This is a genomic window from Nonomuraea sp. MTCD27 (assembly GCF_041950495.1).
Lineage (GTDB): Bacteria > Actinomycetota > Actinomycetes > Streptosporangiales > Streptosporangiaceae > Nonomuraea.
The window spans coordinates 130999-148737 of record NZ_JBGNUW010000019.1; the positions used below are offsets into that span (position 1 = coordinate 130999).

20 protein-coding genes and 1 pseudogene are annotated in these 17739 nt (G+C 69.4%); 9 read left to right on the forward strand and 12 right to left on the reverse strand.

The genetic code is table 11. From position 1 onward, the window contains the following. Positions 1-75 precede the first annotated feature (75 nt). Entirely contained in the window at positions 76-540 is a 465-nt protein-coding gene (locus tag ACBJ59_RS44015) for a hypothetical protein (RefSeq protein ID WP_375116049.1), read from the forward strand. A gap of 96 nt (positions 541-636) precedes the next feature. Here ACBJ59_RS44015 and ACBJ59_RS44020 read toward each other — a convergent pair. Then, positions 637-759: pseudogene (locus ACBJ59_RS44020) on the reverse strand (adenosine deaminase); the annotation flags it as partial. 412 nt (positions 760-1171) lie between these two features. Between ACBJ59_RS44020 and ACBJ59_RS44025 the strand changes: the two are divergent. Continuing rightward, complete coding sequence (locus ACBJ59_RS44025) at positions 1172-1339, forward strand: hypothetical protein (protein WP_375116050.1); 168 nt, start codon at positions 1172-1174, stop codon at positions 1337-1339. A gap of 102 nt (positions 1340-1441) precedes the next feature. Here ACBJ59_RS44025 and ACBJ59_RS44030 read toward each other — a convergent pair whose 3' ends face one another. The 6 genes from ACBJ59_RS44030 to ACBJ59_RS44055 all read right to left on the reverse strand — a co-directional run bounded on the left by ACBJ59_RS44030 (position 1442) and on the right by ACBJ59_RS44055 (position 4749). Next, a complete protein-coding gene (locus ACBJ59_RS44030; RefSeq protein WP_375116051.1) occupies positions 1442-1708 on the reverse strand; it encodes a hypothetical protein in 267 nt (88 codons plus the stop codon). Between the two features lie 2 nt (positions 1709-1710). Further along, entirely contained in the window at positions 1711-1977 is a 267-nt protein-coding gene (locus ACBJ59_RS44035; protein WP_375116052.1) for a hypothetical protein, read from the reverse strand. Between the two features lie 14 nt (positions 1978-1991). Further along, positions 1992-2174, reverse strand: a complete 183-nt coding sequence (locus tag ACBJ59_RS44040; RefSeq protein WP_375116053.1) for a hypothetical protein — start codon at positions 2172-2174, stop codon at positions 1992-1994. 93 nt (positions 2175-2267) lie between these two features. After that, positions 2268-3824 carry a hypothetical protein gene (locus tag ACBJ59_RS44045; RefSeq protein ID WP_375116054.1) on the reverse strand — a complete coding sequence of 519 codons (1557 nt, stop codon included), beginning with the start codon at positions 3822-3824 and terminating at the stop codon, positions 2268-2270. Continuing rightward, positions 3821-4105 (reverse strand): hypothetical protein, encoded by a 285-nt coding sequence (locus tag ACBJ59_RS44050; protein WP_375116055.1) that lies wholly within the window; start codon positions 4103-4105, stop codon positions 3821-3823. The genes ACBJ59_RS44045 and ACBJ59_RS44050 overlap by 4 nt, the downstream gene beginning before the upstream one ends. Further along, positions 4102-4749 carry a hypothetical protein gene (locus ACBJ59_RS44055; RefSeq protein ID WP_375116056.1) on the reverse strand — a complete coding sequence of 216 codons (648 nt, stop codon included), beginning with the start codon at positions 4747-4749 and terminating at the stop codon, positions 4102-4104. Before ACBJ59_RS44055 ends, ACBJ59_RS44050 begins: the two co-directional genes overlap by 4 nt. 288 nt (positions 4750-5037) lie before the next feature. On the opposite strand from ACBJ59_RS44055, the gene ACBJ59_RS44060 reads away from it, so the two are divergent. The 4 genes from ACBJ59_RS44060 (at position 5038) to ACBJ59_RS44075 (ending at position 10986) form a co-directional block, all read left to right on the forward strand. Beyond that, a complete protein-coding gene (locus tag ACBJ59_RS44060; RefSeq protein ID WP_375116057.1) occupies positions 5038-5877 on the forward strand; it encodes a transposase family protein in 840 nt (279 codons plus the stop codon). Positions 5878-6568: 691 nt separating this feature from the next. After that, positions 6569-7183: a hypothetical protein gene (locus ACBJ59_RS44065; RefSeq protein WP_375116058.1), complete on the forward strand. Its 615-nt coding sequence runs from the start codon at positions 6569-6571 to the stop codon at positions 7181-7183. A gap of 1575 nt (positions 7184-8758) precedes the next feature. Then, entirely contained in the window at positions 8759-10294 is a 1536-nt protein-coding gene (locus ACBJ59_RS44070) for an ATP-binding protein (RefSeq protein ID WP_375116059.1), read from the forward strand. Positions 10295-10440: 146 nt separating this feature from the next. Next, on the forward strand, positions 10441-10986 hold the full coding sequence (locus tag ACBJ59_RS44075) for a dihydrofolate reductase family protein (RefSeq protein ID WP_364134644.1): 546 nt from the start codon (positions 10441-10443) through the stop codon (positions 10984-10986). 84 nt (positions 10987-11070) lie between these two features. Here the strand turns inward: ACBJ59_RS44075 and ACBJ59_RS44080 are convergent, their stop codons facing one another. Further along, a complete protein-coding gene (locus ACBJ59_RS44080; protein ID WP_375116060.1) occupies positions 11071-11667 on the reverse strand; it encodes a TetR/AcrR family transcriptional regulator in 597 nt (198 codons plus the stop codon). 98 nt (positions 11668-11765) lie between these two features. Here ACBJ59_RS44080 and ACBJ59_RS44085 point away from each other — a divergent pair, with 98 nt between their 5' ends. Continuing rightward, complete coding sequence (locus ACBJ59_RS44085) at positions 11766-12497, forward strand: SDR family NAD(P)-dependent oxidoreductase (RefSeq protein ID WP_375116061.1); 732 nt, start codon at positions 11766-11768, stop codon at positions 12495-12497. Between the two features lie 76 nt (positions 12498-12573). Here the strand turns inward: ACBJ59_RS44085 and ACBJ59_RS44090 are convergent, their stop codons facing one another. Together ACBJ59_RS44090 and ACBJ59_RS44095 are read right to left on the reverse strand one after the other, a co-directional pair. Beyond that, on the reverse strand, positions 12574-13044 hold the full coding sequence (locus ACBJ59_RS44090) for a hypothetical protein (protein WP_375116062.1): 471 nt from the start codon (positions 13042-13044) through the stop codon (positions 12574-12576). Between the two features lie 281 nt (positions 13045-13325). After that, positions 13326-14114, reverse strand: a complete 789-nt coding sequence (locus tag ACBJ59_RS44095) for an MOSC domain-containing protein (RefSeq protein ID WP_375116063.1) — start codon at positions 14112-14114, stop codon at positions 13326-13328. Between the two features lie 341 nt (positions 14115-14455). Between ACBJ59_RS44095 and ACBJ59_RS44100 the strand changes: the two genes are divergently transcribed. Both ACBJ59_RS44100 and ACBJ59_RS44105 read left to right on the forward strand, forming a co-directional pair. Beyond that, the gene (locus tag ACBJ59_RS44100) at positions 14456-14755 is read left to right on the forward strand and encodes a hypothetical protein (RefSeq protein WP_375116064.1); all 300 of its coding nucleotides are present in this window, start codon (positions 14456-14458) and stop codon (positions 14753-14755) included. Further along, positions 14752-16512, forward strand: a complete 1761-nt coding sequence (locus ACBJ59_RS44105; RefSeq protein WP_375116065.1) for an amidase — start codon at positions 14752-14754, stop codon at positions 16510-16512. Before ACBJ59_RS44100 ends, ACBJ59_RS44105 begins: the two co-directional genes overlap by 4 nt. A 319-nt stretch (positions 16513-16831) precedes the next feature. On the opposite strand, the gene ACBJ59_RS44110 is transcribed toward ACBJ59_RS44105, so the two are convergent. Beyond that, on the reverse strand, positions 16832-17149 hold the full coding sequence (locus ACBJ59_RS44110; protein ID WP_375116066.1) for a DUF5713 family protein: 318 nt from the start codon (positions 17147-17149) through the stop codon (positions 16832-16834). 92 nt (positions 17150-17241) lie between these two features. Next, positions 17242-17700, reverse strand: coding sequence for a hypothetical protein (locus ACBJ59_RS44115; RefSeq protein ID WP_375116067.1), 459 nt, complete (start codon positions 17698-17700; stop codon positions 17242-17244). Between the last annotated feature and the right edge of the window lie 39 nt (positions 17701-17739).

The following is a 17739-nucleotide window of genomic DNA, read 5'->3' on the forward strand; positions in this document are numbered from 1 at the left end:
CGGCCACGCGGAAGCGCTGAAGTGCACGCTCCAAGGCCAACCGAACCAACCGAAACATCTCTTGCTGGAGGACTGTTGAAGACACGCATGCTGGGCGCCGCGCTGGCAATCGCAGCGTTGAGCGGGCTGCTGGTGGCAAGCCCGGCGCAGGCGAGAGACGGAGTGTCCTCCGCCCGCGTCCGCGTGGACACCGGGATCCCCGGCGGTGGCGCGCTCGTCACGACGACCGTCGACTTCGTCAACCGGAGGAAGGTCATCTTTCGGAACTTCACGGTGCGCGACCTCTGTCCCGGCGACAACAGGCCGGTGCAGGCCCGGGCTTGGTGGCACTACACCGACGGAACCACCGGGAAAAGCGCCGTGAGGACGGACAGCAACGGCTGCGGCGACGACGGCACCAACTTCGGAAACATCACCCCTCCCAGCACCAAGGGCATATCGAGCGTCTACCTGGAGGTGTGGCTCTACACCGGATCAGGCACTAAGCGTCGCAACATCAGCCTGTCCCGATACAACCAGTACGTACACCCGGGCCGCTGACGCTCAGGCTTTCAGCTGGTCGGCGTACCAGGACTTGATGACGTTGCCGATGATGGCCAGGCGTTCGTCGAAATCGAGGTGCCGCTCATCAGGCGATTGCAGGTACTCGTCCAGGTGCCGGGTGGGCGGGTAGCCCGCCTCGGCGCGGTCGGAGATCGCCAGCTCGGCGATCTCCATCGACCGGACCCGGTGCCGTATCGCGGTCAACTGCGACGTCCTGTGCGCCATGCTCCGCACCAACACCCCATACCAACCACCCACGCTCAGAGCGTCTCGCGGGTCAGCCGTCCCCGCGCCCCGCCGAAGACCACCTCGTCTGCCGATCATTTCCTTCCTCGTTGTCCGCCCCACAGGGCGTGTGACCGCAGGGCCCGGCAGCTTCCCCGTCGCCGCCTGATCGCCACCCCGGCGGCGGGCGGAGCCCCCCTGCTCGCCCAGGCCCGCGCCGTCCTGGTCATGGCCGTCACCGCCATCCGAGCGGCTGGCGCCACCTGGGGACGAGATCGCCACCGGCATGGCGCGAGATCGCAAAGAGCTCCTCACGCCTATCCCTCAGCGGCCGGAGCTGGTGGCGATGTCGATCGGCGACGCGCCCGTGTGCGGCCGATCCTCAAGGGATAGGGGGCCGACTATGGCCACTGACGAGCCCGTCGACATGGACAGGGTGGCGGTGTCCCTGCTGCGCGCGCTGCGCCCCGAGGTGCAGCAGGCCTTCCTGGACAGTGAGGAGTTCCGGTCGCTGCCCGCGGCCGACCGGGAGCGGTTGTACGTGCTGGACGCCTCCATGGACGCCGAGTAGGCGGGGCCCCTGATCACGACTACCGGCCATGGCTGTGGCCGTGGTCGATCTATGGACGCCCTGGGGCATCCTTCTCTGCACGCTCCCTCATCGCCGGGCTGCTCAAAGGGGAGGCTCGGGGTCGAGCTTCGTCATCGGCTTACCCATGACCATGCTGACGATCGCCTCGTTGTCGCTGGCGAGTGCGGCCCGGATCGCCGTGCCGCGCAGCAGGTTCGCCAACTCCTTCAGCTGGTCGGTGCTGAAGCCGTCGATGCGGCAGCCGACGATGTCCATGTGCTCGGCGAGTAGTTGGAGGCGACCTGCGGTCTCGAAGGCGTGCTGGGCGGGTTCACCGCGCGCCTCCTTTGGATCCTTCGGGTCGGTCATGTTCAGCTCCATTCGGCAAGGTCGATAGCGTCCGGGCGGTCCGTGATCTCGGGTTCGGGACGCGAGCCGTGCCGCTGCGGGCGGGGCGGCGGATCGGACGACGCCGGCGGTTGCGGCGGGGTGAGGCGGACCTCGAGGTAGCGCTGGATTTGCAGGCCTCCGCCGCGGCGGGCACGCGGGCCGGAGTCTTCCAGCAGGGTCATTACGGTAGCGATCAGGGCGGCGGCGGTCTCGGCTTCTTCTGTGGTGCCGACCAGGCGGATCTTCATGCTTGTCTCCCTCGTCAGCGTGCGATCGGGGAAGCGATCGCATGCAGCGGCTTGTGGGCGTCGCGGGCATCGCCAAGTGCCCGGTGGCCGCCGCCGAGCGGCAGCCAGTAGCCGACGCGCGCCCAGACGGAGCTGGCCTGCATCAGGCACCACCAGTGGTCGGGGCGGGGCAGCTCGGTGACGTCGAGGCCGGCCATGCTGTGCGTGGTGAGGATCCGGCCCGCGTCGAACGGGGCGTTGTAGGCCGGGGCGTGGCGGCCGCGGATGGCGGCCAGGAAGGCCGGGGCGACCTACTCCCAGGACGGGGCGGCCGCCAGTTCGGCGTCGGTGATGCCGTGCACGGCCCGGGCGCCGGGCTCGACTGGGACAGGGCCGGGGTTGACCAGGGTGTCGAGCAGGGTGTCGAGCAGGGTGTCGAGCAGGGTTTCTCCTGTGGCGGCGTCCAGGACCGCGATTTCGATCACGACGCCGTCAAGGCCGGTGGTCTCGGTGTCCAGCACCACGGCGCGGCCGGGCCTCAGGGCGGAGCGGGCCCATCGGATGACCTCGCCGACCTCGGTGGACAGGGTGATCCGGTCGGCGTGCTGGGCGGCGCCGGGGTGGGCGGCCAGCGCGGCCGCGACCTCGGTCTTGGTGGGGTGACCGTCTTCGCGGTATTCCCAGTCGATCTCCCAGCGGTCGCCGGCGTTCCACCAGTGTGGCCACACCTCGACCGAGTAGTCCGCGCTGAGCTGGGCGCAGAAGCCGCGCACGGCCTGGGCGCGGCTGATCGGCAGGCGGGTGTGCTCGCGCAGGGGCGAGACTTCGCCGGGTTTGACGGCGCGGACGGCTTCCCAGTCCACGCCCTCGATGAGGAGCATGTCCTCGATGTCGCCGACGGCGTACAGCGGCACGTCGACGGTCTTGCGGCGGCCGACCTCGCGTTCGACGTAGGTGGTCGGGGAAACCCAGCCGGCGGCCACGCAGTAGTCGAAGTCCCGGCGCCGCATCTCGGCGTGCTCGGCGGCCTGCTCAGGCCCGAGCAGCTGATCGCGGCGGACCTGTTCCATCAGGTCTTCGTCCTCGGCCAGGGCGGCGATGTCGGTGCGGGCGTAGCGATCGAACCGGCCGGGCTTGAGGTGCCGTTCGGTGGCCACGCACTCCAGGTCGTACTCGCGCCAGCCCAGGACGTCGGCGGCTTCGCGCATGGTCAGGGAGCTGGCCAGCCGGGCCAGCCGCTCGGCGACGACCTCGGTCAGCACGGCCAGACGCTCAGCATCGCCGGGAATGGCGCGCAGCGCGGCGACGTCGTACAGGGGCCAGCCCTTGTAGTCGTCGACCACGCTGGCCAGCCCGCGCTTGGCCAGGTCGCCGATGTCGGCCTGGTCGACCTGCAGGCCGGTCAGCTCGGCGAGCAGCTCGGCACACCGGCGGGCGCCGAGCGGCTGCGGCGGGATCTGCCCGCGCAGCTGGCTGGCGTGCTCGGTCAGGGCGTCGGCCTGCGTCCTGGTCCAGTACGGCGGCCGCGCCGGGTCGGGAATGAGGCCGGCCTCGCGAGCACGCCGCCAGTCGCCGAAGCTGAGGTCGAGCACGCCCATGAGCTGGCTGTCGTCGAGCAGGTCGGGGATCATAACCGCCAGCTCGTTGCGGCGGGCCACCAGGTCGTCCACCGTGCTGCCGGACCAGCGCGGCGTCTTCATGTCGCAGGGCGGGATGACGCCGGCGGCCACGGCGCGGCCGAACTGGGCCTGGTTCCAGCCGAGCGCGGTCTGCAGCTGGGCGGCGGTGTGCGCGGTCGTCCGGCGCGGCTTGGCCACGGCCGTCGTGCCGGGCTCGGTGGTCGGCGTGGTCTGCTGGGTGTCGGTCATAGGAAGCTCACCCGCCCGACCACCGCGAGCAGCTCGCCGGCGTCGCAGGCGGCCTGCAGGGCCGCGTCGCTGGAGTCGGCAGCTGGGCCGGCCAGCAGCATGTGCTGGGCTCGGTCGACCAGCTCGAACCACTCGTCGGGCAGCGGCACCGCCTCCGAGGCCTGCCACAGCAGGACGTCGTCGAAGCCCTCGGCGTCGATGTGCGCGATCGTGGCGACGGAGCGGGAGCCGATCTCCATCCGGACCCGCCAGGACGTGTCGAGGTCCGGCAGGACGGTCATGTCCCAGGTGGGCCAGGCGCAGCGGGCGCGCAGATCGGCGGGCCCGGCGGCGGGTGTCTCGGGGGCCAGCAGCAGCCCGGGCAACGGCCCATGGCCGTCGGCACGGTCATCGGGTACAGCGCGTAGAACGGGGTGGCGTCCAGGTCGCCGGCGTCCATGTCCGGGTCGTCGAGCTCAACCAGGTGCACGTCGGCGGCGCCCGCCGCCCACATGTCCAGCGCGTCTTCCAGCAGGTCGGATGCCTGCTCGGAGGTCATGGCGGCGACCGCGTCGAACGCCGCGGTGCCGTCGCCATCGCGGTGCGCCTGCTGGGCGAGCGGCTGCCAGACCCGAGTGGTCTCCGACGCCAGCCCGACGCCGGGCAGCCACCCGAACACCGCGCACGCCAGCACGGCGACCGTGGGGCGCTCGGTCAGCAGGCGCGGGATGAGGGTGTCCTGGCAAGGGCGGCATCCGGCCCGGCAGGCGGCGACGATGGCGGTGGCCAGCGCGGCGTTCACGCCGCGATCGGCGCTGAACGGGAGATCCGCCAGAAACCCCAGGTCCGGGGACGGATGCTGGTGGCGTAGCGCGGTGGTGAACTTGGCGCCGTCCCGCGCGGCGGCGCGGGCCCGCTTGTAGGCGCTGGACTGCTTCCCTGTCAAGTAGGCGTGTTGAGGCCTTGGGTGGGTGGTGGTGTCGGCGTACCAGTTCAAGTGCAGAGCCATGTACAAGTGAACGGGTTCTGTCGCTGATCTTGTGACCGAGTCGGCTGATAGCCAGGTTCACTGAGGTGATCTCAGAGAAATAATTCGGGCGATTTGGGGATGTTCGGGACGCCAAAGGTGACGTTTCGGGCCTATCGGGAGAAGTCGTCGAAGGCCGGAGACAGACGTGGAGCCTCCGGTAGATGAGTTCTCACCACAAGAACCCCATCGGCCGAAAGGCTCCACGTGATTACTCATCGTGCCATGCTCGACGTCTCCCGCGCGCTGGTTCATCACGTTGCCCGGTCGCTGCGGGACGAACGCCGGCGGGTGGGCACCCCAAAGGGCAGTCGCGCGCTGACCCCGTTCTGGCAGGCGGTGCTGATCCTGCGCTGGTTTCGGGGTGAGTGCGACATCCCCAAGCTAGGCCGCGATCACCACATCTCCCGGGTCACGGCCTGCCGCCACATCGCCGAGGGGATCAACGTCCTCGCAGCTCAAGCCCCCGACCTGCACGAGGCTCTGGACCACGCCCAAGCCGAAGGGCTGGCCTACTATGTGATCCTGGACGGCACCCTGATTCCAACCGATCGCTGCGCCGAGCTGACCACCAGTGTCAAGGGCGAGCCCATCGACGCCTGGTACTCCGGTAAGGCCCACCGGCACGCCGGCAACATCCAAGCACTTTCGGCACCCGGCGGGCGTCCCCTGTGGATAGCCGATGTCGAGCCAGGATCGGTCCACGATCTGACCGCCGCTCGCGCACACGTGCTGGGCGCGTTGTACGCCGTGGCCGCCACCGGCCTGCCCACCCTCGCCGACAGCGGCTACGACGGCGCCGGAATCGGCATTCATGCGCCGATAAAGCAGCCTGACGGCAACCAGATCCTCAGCCCGGACAATCGCACCTACAACCGGCTCCTACGCGCCCTGCGCTGTCTCGGCGAACGCGGGTTCGCCCTGCTCAAAGGCCGCTGGCGGATCCTCCAGCACATCACCGCCAGCCCCAGCGCAATCGGCGACATCGCACGCGCCGCTCTTGTCCTCACACATTTCGAGCACAACTACCTACCGGCAATTCGCTGAGATCACGTCAATGAGAGCATGGTCGCCCCCGACCCACAACAAGACCCGCCACTACGCCAAGGCCGCTGGACTGCCCAATGGTGGGCGGCCACCTTCAGTATCATCACCAGCATCGCATCCGTGATCGCCGTCATCATCTCCTTGAGTGCCCTTGCGATCAGCAAGCAGCGCGAGCATTCGCCTAGCGGATCACCTACCAACGGGTATCCAAGGAGAGTGCACGCGAACCCCGCGTTCTCATACGGAATGCCAATGCCACCAGTGCGACAGTGATCATATATATGTCCGTTGGGCCGTGGTTAACAACGGCCGCACCCGTGATCAGTGCACTCCACCTTGTCTGCGCGATCACGGCCTCCCGAGAGCCAGACTGGGGTATGGGACGAAGACGCCAGCGGCTCTCACCACCACGAGGCGCCACCCCAAACTCCTCCGCGCGCACCACTATGCGACTCGCTGCGCGCCCCCGGCCGCGTCGCCGGCTCCGAGACGTCCGCTGGAATGTCCAATGGTGGGCCGCCCTACCGTCTGGCACGCTAGGCGCCTGTCCAATAACTGCGAAGAGACGTCCTTCCTATCGTTAAAACGTTCATGAACTCATTTGGCGAGCGGGTGTCAACCCCGCGAACGGTGATCAATGACCGCTACCTTTCACGCAGATCAGAGGATCACACGCAGCCAGGAGGATTGCATGAACAAAATAGGGAAATTCGCCGCAGTTCTGGCCATCTCAGCAAGTAGCGCAGTTATCGCCAGCAGCGGATCGCCAGCACTCGCAGACCCTCACCCGATCATCGATATTATCGACGACGTCGTCCCGAACGCGAACGTCCTCCCGAATCTCATCCCGAACCCGAACATAGCGCCTTCAGTGTTGTGCCTTCCCGGGGCGCGTAACGACAATTCCATCAAGGGCGACCACAACCAGGTAACCACCAGTCAAACCAACAACTGTACACAGAGCGCGCAGCAAACCACGCCGACACCTCCGCCGCCGTCAGACGGGGGTCTCACGGGCTACGAGATAGTTGCCTTTCCCTTCACTGTAGGCCCGGGTGCGGGGGGAGCCGGTGTCGCGACCTTCACCGTCGAGTGTCCTTCAGATAAGGTGCCAGTCCTTCACGGCTATGACTTCCCACAGAATCCCGCAGGTCCGAGCACGCTCGTGGAACTCGCCGAGGCATACCCTTCGGACGCGGCGGGCGCGCCTTCAGTCACGCCCAACTCAGTCACCTTCCGTGTCGATAATGTCACTCGCGAGGATCAGAATGGAACACTCTACGTGGCCTGTGCCACTGCGCCATAGCACCAAATAACGCAAAAAAGGCCCCTCAAGAGTCACCTGGGGGCCTTTTTTGTTTTCCCACCCCAAGGAAACCGGGGCAAAACTTAATTCACTGGGCCGTTTCGCCAAGGCCCGTGAGGTACCGCCCGTGGGGGTGGAGCACGTATGACGGTGCCTGGAGGTGGGCAAGGACGTGGCGCCGGTGTATGCCTGCCTCGCCGCGTACGGCGGGTCGCATCGGGTGCTGGTGCGGCGCCGGGAGGGCGTGGCGTACGCGCCAGGCAAGGCTCGCAAGATCGCGGCCAAGGCGATGACCCGGGCGGCGACGAGGCACGTGCCGCCCGAGCGGAAGCGGAACGTATTCGTAGGAGCCGCTCACATCAGGATGAGGAGCTGTCATGAGCTGCCCGGGCACGTCGATGACAGCTTGACAGCTTGATGGCACTCCAGGCTCCTCGCCAGGCGGGGTTGCGGGGCCCTGCCTGGCGAGGAGCAACCCGGCGCTCCAGACGATCACCAGCAAGGGCGTCGAGCGCGCGCTGGACGGACGCCGACGAGCTCGTTGAGAGGACCGAGCAGGCCTCGACGCCTCGGGTCGTGTTGAGTACATGTCACTTTGACCATAGGACGTCACGGCTGATGTCTTTCAACCTCGTCGGCAGGCTGGCACGAAGAACGATTCGTGGATACGCGGAGATGGCACAATGTGCTCGGGGCCGAGGGATTCGTCCTGCGTGCGCTGGCGCCATCCGTGCCGGCGAATCTGGTCGGCCTGCGCGTCCGGCCACCGGTTGCGGTCGGGGAGTTCCGGAACGCGGACATCCTCTTCGAGCCCGAGCTTGCCGGCAGCGGCATGGTCGATCTGGTCGTGGGTTCAAGAGGCGATTCGGACAGGATTTCTATCCGATCGCTGAGTGGATCACCAACAGCACGGTCTTTCTCGGGCCGGGTTCGGCTGAGGCGCCCTCGGGCGGCTCAGCGAGCGCTCTGACCGGGTCACTCACCACGGGCTTCTCAGGTAGTGTGCTCGGCTGACGTCGATGCGGCGGTGCCACCGAATTGTCGTGGTGGGACCGCTGGCGTACATGTGCAGGAAAGACTGCGGATGATGACCGACCACAGCAGCCTGGCCGTCAGCAGTTCGATGGCACGCTGTCGTTGCTCTCGGCATGGAGAAGTACTCGGGCTCGTTGAGGGTCATATGCTCGGATAAAGATAAAACCGTCCGAACGTAGGCTGAGCCGCTGGACCGGAGTGGACTTAACGTAGCGGTTCGCTTTCCGATATCCCCAAGGGGCCTTGAGTTCAGGGCACCTTGTTGAGCCATCGATCTTCCGGCCGAAGTGCCGGCTGAATGGCCGGGGTCGGCCAGTGACGGTCCGGATTGCCCGCATATCGCAATCCTCCAGATGAAAGTGATCGACGGCTCATCCACCAGCGCCCCGCCGTACGCGCCTCGTCCGCGCCGAGGAAGAGCATGGGCCGGTTGTTGTATCCCAGACGCCCCGATCAGGGCAATGGCAGACTGTGACCATGCGGCCACCTCGAGCGAGATACTTCAACACCACGGGCCCGTGCAGCCCTCAGCATCACTACATGCTGCCCCCCACGCAGCGGCTCCCGCAGGCGCGCGTGCTCATCGAGATGGACCGCTACTTCGTGCTGCACGCGCCCCGGCAGACCGGGAAGACGACCGCGCTGCACACCCTGGCCTCCGAACTGACCGCCGGAGGCGACATCGCCGCCCTGACGTTCTCCTGTGAGCGCGCCAAGGCGGCCGGCGACGACTACGCCGCCGCGGAGTCGCTCCTGCTGGACTCCCTCCGCGAAGCCGCCGCACGATCGGGCTGGCCGGAGGAGTTGCTGCCGCCGGAGCCCTGGCCGCAGGTCACGCCGGGCAGCAGGTTCGGCTCGGCGCTGAGCGAGTGGTGCCGCCGCTGCCCGCGCCGGGTGGTGCTTCTTCTCGACGAGATCGACGCCCTGCAGGGCAACAGCATGGTCAGCATCCTCAGCCAGCTCCGCGACGGTCACAACGCGCGGCATCAGGGCCGTCCGTTCCCCGCGTCCGTGGTGCTGTGCGGGCTGCGCAACCTGCGTGACTACAAGGTCGCCTCCGGCGGCGACGCCGACCGGGTGAACCCCGCCAGCCCGTTCAACATCATCGCCGAGTCGCTGCGCCTGGGTGATTTCACCGCTGACGAGATCGCCGAGCTTTACGGCCTGCACACCCAGGCGACCGGCCAGGAGTTCACCAAGGACGCGGTGGACCGGGTCTTCGAGCTGACACAGGGACAGCCGTGGCTGGTCAACGCCCTCGCCTATGAGATCACCTTCCGGATGCGGATGGCTGACGTCATCACGGCCGGGCAGGTGGAGGGGGCCAAGGAGCGGTTGATCCGGGCACGAGCCACTCATCTGGACTCCCTGGTGGCCCGGCTGCACGAGCCCCGGGTCAAGCGGGTGATGGAGCCCGTGGTGGCCGGGACTTTCCCTGACATCGACCTCACCTTCTCCGACGACCTGTCCTACGTTCGCGATCTCGGCCTCATCAAGCAGGAGCCTCCGCTGGAGGTGGCGAACCCCATCTACCGGGAGGTCATCCTGCGGGTGCTGGGCGCCCCGTCGGAACAGCATGTGATGGCTGATCCGCACAGCTTCGTGCTGCCGGACGGCCGTTTCGACCTGCCGCGCCTGCTGCGGGAGTTCGTCGTGTTCTGGCGCGAGCACGGCGAGGTGCTCATCCGGCAGGAGGGCTACCACGAGGCCGCCTGCCAGATCATTCTCATGGCCTTCCTGCACCGGCTGGTCAACGGCGGCGGCCAGCTCGACCGGGAGTACGCCGCGGGCACCAAGCGCCTGGACGTGCTGGTCCGCTGGTCCTATACCGGCCCCGAAGGGGAGCGGCTGATACAGCGTGAGGCGATGGAGCTGAAGGTCTGGCGAGCGAGCGAGAACGACCCGATGCCCGACGGTCTCGCACAGCTTGACCGGTACCTGGACCGGCTCACCCTTTCCACCGGCGTGCTGGTGATCTTCGACCGGCGTCCCGAGGCTCCACCCTGGAAGGAACGAGGTGGTTTCGAGCAGGCGACCACACCGTCCGGCCGCCAGGTCACCGTTCTGCGCGTGTGACGGGCGATTGTCCGGCCTCCGTCGGCTCCGTGAAGGAGGTTGGTCGTCCAGGATCGGCAGCCGGCGGTTGTCGTTTCTGTACAAGACTCAGGCATATGGGCCGGACTAATGTCGCGGACAAGCCCGATGACTAAGGAGCGAACACGATGGCCAAGATCATTTCTAGTTTCTTCATCTCCGTGGACGGCGTGGTCGAGTCCCCGGACCAGTGGCACTTCCCGTACTGGAACGACGAGATGGGTGCCGTGGTCCAGGCCGGCATGCAGAGCGCGGCGGGGTTCCTGATGGGCCGCAAGCTGTACGAGGAGTGGTCCTCGTACTGGACGACCACCGACGCCGACCCGGAAATCGCCGCGACTTTCAACAGCGCCCGCAAGTACGTGGTGTCGAACTCCCTGGAGAAGGCCGAGTGGAGCAACACCACCCTGATCCGCGGTGACGTCGCGGCCGAGCTGACCGAGCTGAAGAAGCAGCTCGACGGCGACCTGCAGATGTCCGGCTCCGCCACGACCGTACGCTGGCTGCTGGCCAACGGCCTGCTCGACGAGCTGAACCTGCTCGTCCACCCGATCGTCGTCGGCCACGGCCAGCGGCTGTTCGAGGACACCCCGACCCACCCGCTGAAGCTGGTCAAGTCGGACACCTTCGAGACCGGCGTGCTCAGCCTGACCTACGTTCCGGCCGCCGGCTGAGCGCGCGGGTGCGACGGGGGCCCGGAGCTCGGGTCCCGGCGGGGCGGCGGGGTACGGGGGCGCGCTCGGCGTACGAGGTGATCGTCACCGTCGCCGGAGGGCGGTGTGGGCCGCTTCGGCGCGCAGGCCGTCCACGAAGAAGGCCAGGCAGCGCCGCCACGTCTCCGGAGCCGTCTCCATCGACTCCCTGATGACCTGGGACATCGCCCACACCAGCGTGACCAGGTCCTGGGACCCGAAGTCGGCGCGCAGCCGGCCGCTGGCCTGAGCCCGCTCGATGATGCGTTCGGCCTGCTGGAAGCCCCCGTGGCAGGCCTGGCTCACGTCGGTGGACAGGGAGAAGCTCTGGACGAGGGCGTCGTTCAGGCTGTGGTCCTCGGCCTGCAGGGCGAAGAGCCCTTCGAGGAAGCCGGCGAACCCGTTCCAGGGATCGGGGTCTGCCAGGGCCGCCGCGCTGATCTCGTCGAGGGCGGCCAGCCGCTGGGGGAGGATCGCGGCGAGGAGCGCCTCGCGCGTCGGGAAGTGGTTGTAGAGGGTGCCGATGCTGACCCCGGCCCGGCGGGCGATGTGGTCGAGGGGGGCGTCGAGGCCGCGTTCGGCGAACACCTGAGTGGCCGCGACCAGCAGTTTGTCGCGGTTGCGCGCGGCATCAGACCGCAGCGGCTTGGATCCGGCTGCCATGTGCCCATCATACGAAATCGAGGATGCCCTCAAGTTCGTGGTACGGTCTGCGTCATAAGTTGAGGGTGTCCTCGATTTCTGACGCGAAAGGCACAGCCATGTCCGGAACAGCGCGCAAGACCGCCGTCGTCATCGGTGCCGGGCCGGGGCTCGGCATGTCCGTCGCCCACCGGTTCGGCCGCGAGGGGTACGCCGTGGCCCTGGTCTCCCGTACGGACGCCCGGCACGCCGCCTACGTGGCGTCCCTGGCCGGGGCGGGGATCGACGCCGCGTCCTTCGTCGCCGACGTACGCGACCGCGACCGCGCGGCGTCCGCCCTGGACGCGATCGCCGAACGGTTCGGGACGATCGACGTCCTCTATTACGGCCCGGGTGCCGCCGACCTGGGCTCCCCGCCGAAGCCCATCACCGAGTCCGCCTCCGAGGACGTCCGGGAGGCGATGGAGATCGTCTATCCGGCCGTCGACCTGGTCGGCAAGGTGCTGCCCGGCATGGTCGGCAGGGGTGAGGGCGGGCTGCTGTTCGCGGGCGGGCTCAGCGCCGTCATGCCGATGCCGGCCCTCGGCAGCCTCGCCGTCTCCTCGGCGGCCCTGCGCAACTACGCCCTGACGCTCAACGCGGCGCTGGCCGAGCAGGGCGTCTACGCCGGGAGCCTCATCATTGGCGGACTGGTCGAACGGGGCGACATCCACCAGCTGGTGACGTCGCAGCCGGACCGGTTCGGCGACGTGGGCGGCAGGACCCTGGACCCTGACGTGATCGCCGACACCGCCTGGGAGCTGTACACCAAGCGCGACCGCCCCGAGGTGACGTTCAGCGCCTTCGGGTGAGCGTGGGAGCCGGTCGGTCCGCCATCGACGCGACGCCCGGTTACCGTCGTTCGTCCCCCCTGATCAGCGCCGCCGGTCACGAACCCGGCGTGCCCGTCGCCTTCTCGGCCGAATGGAGCTCGCTGAACAGCCTGAGCCGCACCGTTCCCGGCCGGCGCCACCACGTGGACGGCAGGAGCAGGGCCTTGGAGGGGAACTCCGTCTCCAGGACGATCTTCACGTACGGATGCTCGCCCGGGATCTCGGCGCACACGACGGACACGGCGCTGGACACCTCCCGCTCTCCGAGCCGCAGCGTCGCCGGCTCGCCGAGCTCGAGGTTCGCCGACTCCCACACCAGGACCGGCGGGACGGCACGGCGCGACGACAGCGGCAGGCGCAGCGAGAACCCCGCCAGCCCGCCGCTCGGACGCAGGAAGAACGAGCCGATGACTTCGGGGACCTTGTCCAGGAGCCGCAGCTTTCGCGGCGTGTCCATGGTCAGCGTCGCCTCGGTGACGTTCATGGCGATCCGCCATGCATCGGGGTCGGTGTAGGAGAAGGCCATCAGAAACACCCCCTGTGCGGTACGGGCACTTCGCCCGCTTACCACTCATGACTAAATAGGGCGGTCAAATGTGACGATTTCCCGCCTAGCCGGGGTGGTGTGATGCCACACAGTGCCCCCGATCGAGTGTGTGATCGGTCCCCGGCGTACCTCCCCTCCCGCTGGTGCGCGCGGGGGGAGGCGCTCGACCTGCTTCCCGGCACCGGGGTCTGGCTTCGGCCTCCTCGCGACGCCGACCACCGCACCCGCGACCCGATTTCGCCTCCGTCCGCCCGGATGGATCAGGCGATCACCGGGTCGCCGAGGCGGAGCCGGCCCGCGTTCTTGGGCACCAGGCGGATGCCGAACCAGGTCTTGCCGTCCCAGCGGCGGTGCTTCGCCAGCGTACGGATCGGCTCCTTGCCCTTGACCAGGGTCACCGGGTCGATGGTGGTGACCGCGCACCGGTCGCACAGCTCGGAGACCCGGAAGTCGATCTCGCCGATCCGGACCTCGGTCCAGGAGTCCTCGGCGTACGGCTCGACGTCGTCGATCACCACGTTGGGCCGGAACCGTGCCATGTCGAGCGGGCCGTCCCCGCCGATCTGCCCATCCAGAACACGGAGCGACGCGGCCGAGGTCAGCAGCAGCGGCGCGTCCCACGCGAAGGTGACCACCTCACCCGGCAGCCCGCCGTGGGACGGATCGATCGTACGGCGGCCCGGATCGTCCAGCCAGACCAGCCGGGCGGGCCGCCCCAGGAGCCGGGTGAACCAGTCGTGCGCGTCGCCGCCGGCGTCGATCGCCCGGTCCAGCCCGGTGAACCCCACGGGCACCGCCTCCCCGGTCGCCGGGGGGACGTGGAGGCCGGGCATGCCGGAGGCGGACAGCAGCAGACCGCCGTCATCCGCGTTCCGCGCCCGTACGGAGGCCATCCGCGGATACTCGCCGAGCCAGAGATTGTCACCCGCCTCGTCGACCACCGCCCACCGCCGATCCCCGGCCAGCCCCCAACGCTCGACGGCCGCCTCGGGGACGGGAGACCCGGCACCTGATTTGAGCGGATAAATCCAGATGCCGACCAGACGCATGATCGAATGCTAAAGCCCACCCCCACCACCCCCACCACCCCGCCCAGCTCACCCGCCCGCTCCGGCCCGGCCGCCGTCACCGGCCGCTGACTCGCCTCTCCGCGCCGGCCATCGGTCCGTCCGTTTGGCGCGGTCCCCAATCCGGCCCCAACCGGGCCCGGACCGGGTGGCCGGGGGTGGTGGAGCTGATCGGCCCTGTGCGGAGCACCTGCGGATGCGTGCCCCGGGTGACGGGCGAGTCCCACGCCGGGGAGGTTTTCACATGTATGTGATCTTTGGGACATTCGTGTGACACGCGGTGCTTCGAATGTGGTCTGGCTCCCTCAACCCTGGAGATCGCCGTGACGCCCGCACCCCCCTCTGACGCCGAGCTCAACACCATGATCAGGACCCGGCTGGCCATGCTGGGCATAGACCTCGACCAGCTCCCCGCCGGTACGGCGGCCGATCCCGAGACGGGTGCGCCGGGTCGCGACACCGCGCTCGCCTCCCTGCGTTCGTTCATGCGCGGCACGGTCACGCCGCTCGCCGCCTACCGACTCCCCCCGCCCGAGGGGACCGGCGCGCCGGCCGACCCGGCGCTGTCCCAGCAGCGCGCCCCGATGATGTACCCGTCCATCAGCGTGGAGTGGCGCAAGTGAGCTCCCGCAGGCACCAGCACCCCCACCCCCACCCCCTCCCGCTCGACCATCCCCTCCCGATCGACGCCGACGGCCCGCAGCCGCTCGACCGTACGGTGGACCGGCGCGCGTTCCTGGCCAGGGCGGCGGCGGTGAGTGCGGCGGCCGGCATCGCCGCGACCCTCCCGGCATCCGCGGCGGCCGCGGGGTCCGCGGGGTCCGCCGCGGATGGGTCAGCGGCCTCCACCGGGGCAGGCGGTCTCGTCGGGCCGGCCGGCGCGCCGGCGGGGCTTGCCGGGAAGGATCGGCCCGGCCTGGACGTGGCGAACGCCTATGCCAAACCGCGGCCGGCGGCCATGGCCGACCCCACCGAGCTCACCCTCGCCGAAGCCGCGTGGATGATCCGCAACCGCCAGATCAGCCCGCTGGAGCTGGTCGAGGCCTACCTGGCCAGGATCGGCGCGTTCGAGACGACGTACCAGGCCTTCAACACCGTGCTCGCCGACGCCGCCCGCGAGGCGGCCAGGGCGGCGGGCCGGCGGCAGCGGCGCGGCCCGCTGCACGGGATGCCGCTCGCGATCAAGGACAACTACTACACGCAGGGCGTGCCCACCACGGCGAACTCGTTCCTGTTCAAGGACTTCGTGCCGGCCTTCGACGCGACGGCCGTGGCGTCGCTCAAGGCCGCGGGGGCGATCGTGCTGGGCAAGACCCAGATGGGCCCGCTCGCCACCACCCGTGCCACGACCCCGGCCGGCGTGATCACCACGGTCAACGCGTGGACGCCCACCGACCCGGGCGTCAACCCCGGTGGCTCCTCCACCGGTACGGCGACCGCCGTGGCGGCACGGCTGGCCGCCGCCGGCACCGGTACGCAGACCGGCGGCTCCATCACCGCCCCGTCCAACGCGCAGAACCTCACCGGGCTCAAGCCGACCATGGGCCGGGTGTCGTTGTACGGGATCATCCCGCTCAGCTACACGCGCGACCATCCGGGCCCGCTCGCCCGCGATGCCAAGGACGCGGCCATCATGCTCACGGCGATGGCCGGCGAGGACCCGGCCGACCCGCGCACCCAGGGCCTGCCCAAGGTGCCCGACCTGATCGGCGCCGCCACCCCCGTACACGTGGGCGGCCGGCTCCGGCTGCGCTGGAACACCCGCATCGGGGTGCTGCCCGGCTACTCCGACGGCACCTCCGAGACCGCCGCCGCGCGCCGCGCCTTCCTGTCGGCCATGGCGGCGATCCGCGGGGTGACGCTCGTCGAGGTGCCGTTCCCCGACGAGTGGGACCTGCTGACCGGCAGCGAGTTCAACAACGTCCGCCTGCCGGAGCGCAGCGAGCCGTTCATGCCGTACCTGCGGTCCGATCTGCGGGGTTTCGGGGTGTCGGTGATCGGCTGGCTCCAGGGGGCGCTGATGGGGGCCAACGAGTACGTCACGGGGCAGCGGGCCAAGCTGTTGCTGCTGGAGCGGGTGCTGGACCAGGTGTTCGACCGGTGCGACGTGGTGGTGCAGACCTCGCCGACGCCGTTCGACGCGATCGGGCTGCCGGAGATCGGGTTTCCGATCGGGTTCACCTCGGCGGGCGAGCCCATCGGGACCATCCTCGGCGGCCTGCCGTACGGGGAGGACCGGCTGCTGTCGGTCGTCGCCGCCTACCAGGCCGTCTCGGACTGGCACTGGCGCCGCCCCGCCGACCCGCCGGCCGCCCAGCTCCGCTCTCCGGCCGGCCGCGGCCGGATCTCGGCGGAGGAGGCCGCCGAACAGTCCCAGTGACCGCGACTACCGGGGGAGGCCGTCGCTGAGCAGGGCACCGCGGCGGCCGACCCCCGCCCTGTCGGGGACGAGGCAGCGACAGGCCCTGCGCCACCCGCCTGGCCGGGTGGCGCCCCGACCGGCTTCCCATCGGGGGTCTGCCCGGTGACGTGCGGCGACCGGCCTCCCGCCGCCCGACCGGTTCCGGACGGCGCCCCCACCGCCCGGCCCGGTCGGGTGGCGCAGCGACCGCCCGGCCCGGCCGGATGGTGGCTGGCTCGCGCGGTCGGGAGTCCGCTCGCGCGGTCGGGGAGCCCGCCGCCGTGGGAGAGCCCGCGCGTCACCAGTCCCGGTCGGCGATCAACGTCTCCACGTCCGCCTCCCCGAACCCGTACGCCGACGCCACGAACCAGAAGTCCTCGGCGATCACCTCGCGCGCGACGGTCTCGATCTCGCTGCCGGCCGCCACGAAGTCCTCGTCCAGCGCGTTGAACTCCTCCGTCGCCACCGCCGTGAGCGCGTACAGGGCCGCCAGGTCGGCGGGCCGCTCGGCCTCGATCCGCTCGCACAGCCGTAACAGGATCGCCTTGCCCTTGTCCACGACGTGATCGGGGAAATAGCCGTCGGCATACATGCCCCGCAGAAAGGCATGGTCCACTACCTGCTGATTCGTGGGCGGCACCGCGCTGTCCCTTCCCCGTCGACGATCTGGCAGGTCGATCCTGCACCGCGCCACCGACAAAAACCCGGTCACGCTTCCGCGTCGAGGCGGATGAAGGTGGCGCCGTCGGAGACCGCCCGCGCGCCGAGTACGTGCCCGTCGCACATCCTCGTCTCCGTCCCCGCCCGGTCGATGACCTTCCACGTCACCGGCTCCGGACACGGCAGGCCCGGCCGGTCGTACTTCCAGGTGCGGCCGCACACCCGGCAGGTGGAGACGCCGGCGCGGGAGTCGAGGGTGTTGCCGTGCTCGGGGCAGACGCTCCACGGCAGGCCGCACGGCTGGGCCTGGGCGGCGGCCACGTCCGCGGCCGCGCGCCGCAGGTCCTCGGCGCCGCGGGCCAGCCAGTTCGCGGCGTGCCGCCCCGCGGCGAGGAGGTCGCGTTCCGGTGATCCGTTGGCGGCGCCGTCGCAGAGCGCCCGGACCTCGGCGGTGAGCGCCTCGGCACGGCTCGCGAGGGCGCGCAGTTGCGCGGGAGTGACGGTCATGAAGGCTCCGTTGAGGCCGATGTGGTCGTGATCGGGGAA